This is a genomic window from Pseudomonadota bacterium, assembly GCA_010028905.1.
In the GTDB taxonomy this organism is placed as follows: Bacteria; Vulcanimicrobiota; Xenobia; order RGZZ01; family RGZZ01; genus RGZZ01.
Genome location: RGZZ01000840.1, coordinates 1 through 1,298 on the forward strand (window position 1 = coordinate 1; position 1,298 = coordinate 1,298).

Below are 1,298 nucleotides of genomic sequence, written 5' to 3' on the forward strand. Positions count from 1 at the left end.
AGAGAAGACCGACGCCATCGCGCGGTTGGGGTTCGGCGTGCTCGAGAAGGTGGGCCTGCGCTTCGACCACCCCTTCTGGGACGCGCACACCTACGTGTTCGGCGTGGCCGATGGCCACGAGACGGGCGAGCCCACCTGTGTGGTGAACTGCGCCTCGGTTCTGGGGCAACCCCTTCTGGTGCTGCTCTACGGAGGTGAAGCCGGTCTGCAGATGGCCGCGCTCTCTGAAGAGGCCGCGCGTGATCGGGCGATGGCCACCCTGCGCCGCATGTTCGGGTCGGACATTCCCTCACCCCGTGCCATCCACCGCACGGGCTGGTCGCGCGATCCCTTTGCGTGGGGGGCCTACGGGTACGTGGCCGTGGGGGCCACGCCCGCCGACTTTGCCGCTCTCGCGGCGCCCGTCGGAGATCGGCTCTACTTTGCGGGCGAGGCGACCCATCCCACCCAGTGGGCCGCGGCCCATGGAGCCTACCTGTCTGGACTGCGCGAGGCTGCCCGCATCACGGACGATGAAGGTCTGCTGCCCGCGCGGCACTTCGAGGAGAACCGTCGATGGCGCGCCATGATGACCCGCGCCACGCGCTTCTTGAACCTGCGCACCCGCGCCATCGACGCCGCCGAGCTCATCGAGCGCGAGCGGCTGCTCGGGCGATCGGAACCTTTCTGCGATATCGACGCGCAAGAGCTGCGACACGTGGCCACCATGATGGAGCCCGTCGTCCTGGCCACGGGCGAGTGGCTCTGCCACGAGGACGACGAGGCGCATCACGTCTACATCGTTCGCACCGGTCAGCTCGAGGTGTGCAAGCGGGCCTCAGAGGGGATCGTCGAGATGCTGGGGCCCGGTGATCTGGTGGGCGAGTACGCCCTGCTCTTGCGCTCGCATCGCCGAGCATCGGTGCGCGCACTGACAGACTGCACGCTGCTGAGCCTCGAGTACCATCGCTTCGAGCGCTTCCTGCTGGCCTTCCCCCAGGCCAGCCTGGCGCTCTTGCGCAGGACCATCGCGCGCTTCGTCAAGTGATGCGTGCCGCGGGGACACGAAGGCCGCCCCCCACGTTCGTTCGCCGACAGCCTGTCGTTCGACGGGTCACGCCACCGCTTCAAAGAACGGGTAGGTGAATCGACCTCAGGCCTGCGGCGAGCATCGCACGCCCTCAGGCACCCTCGCATCTTCTGAGGCGGGCACAGCGTCAGGAATGCGACAGGTGTTCTCACTCTCGCAACGTTCCGGAGACACGTGCCCTGTCGCCCCGTCGAACGCTTCGTCAGTCTTCGGAACTGAGGGTTGGGGG

Annotated in this window: 1 protein-coding gene; it reads left to right on the forward strand. The window is 67.6% G+C overall.

Annotated elements, in window-relative coordinates:
• Positions 1-1,027 (forward strand): hypothetical protein (locus EB084_25770; protein NDD31672.1); only part of this gene is annotated, 1,027 nt, incomplete at its 5' end.
• Positions 1,028-1,298 lie beyond the last annotated feature (271 nt).